The organism is Sulfitobacter sp. CW3 (assembly GCF_019392245.1).
In the GTDB taxonomy this organism is placed as follows: domain Bacteria; phylum Pseudomonadota; class Alphaproteobacteria; order Rhodobacterales; family Rhodobacteraceae; genus Sulfitobacter.
This window is the reverse complement of sequence record NZ_JAHXRL010000392.1, coordinates 1-255: the sequence shown is the minus strand read 5'-3', so window position 1 is coordinate 255 and position 255 is coordinate 1. Positions and strand designations below refer to the sequence as shown.

Annotated in this window: 1 protein-coding gene; it reads right to left on the bottom strand. The window is 59.6% G+C overall.

All coding sequences use genetic code 11. The annotated features are described in order from the left end of the window. Window positions 1–137: 137 nt before the first annotated feature. Window positions 138–255 (bottom strand): DUF2789 family protein (locus KZZ06_RS23645; protein ID WP_219581964.1); only part of this gene is annotated, 118 nt, incomplete at its 5' end.

Here is a 255-nt window from a genome sequence, read left to right as displayed (position 1 = left end):
CGAGCGTGGGTTTTTCAGCACCAGGATTGCGAGGTCTGCCACACCGACGAGTCCCCGTGGGAGCGGGCTGGCCCGTGATGACGGCGGTTCAGTCGATGCAGATGTCGACTGTCACTGCGCTATCGCGGGCACGGTTTTTATAGCCCGCGGCCCGTACGCAGCAACACATTCAACTCATCCACCACCTCTGCCCAATCCGCGTCGTCCAGAATTTCCTCGCGTAAAAACGCCTTCTGGCTGTCCGTCCAAAAGAAC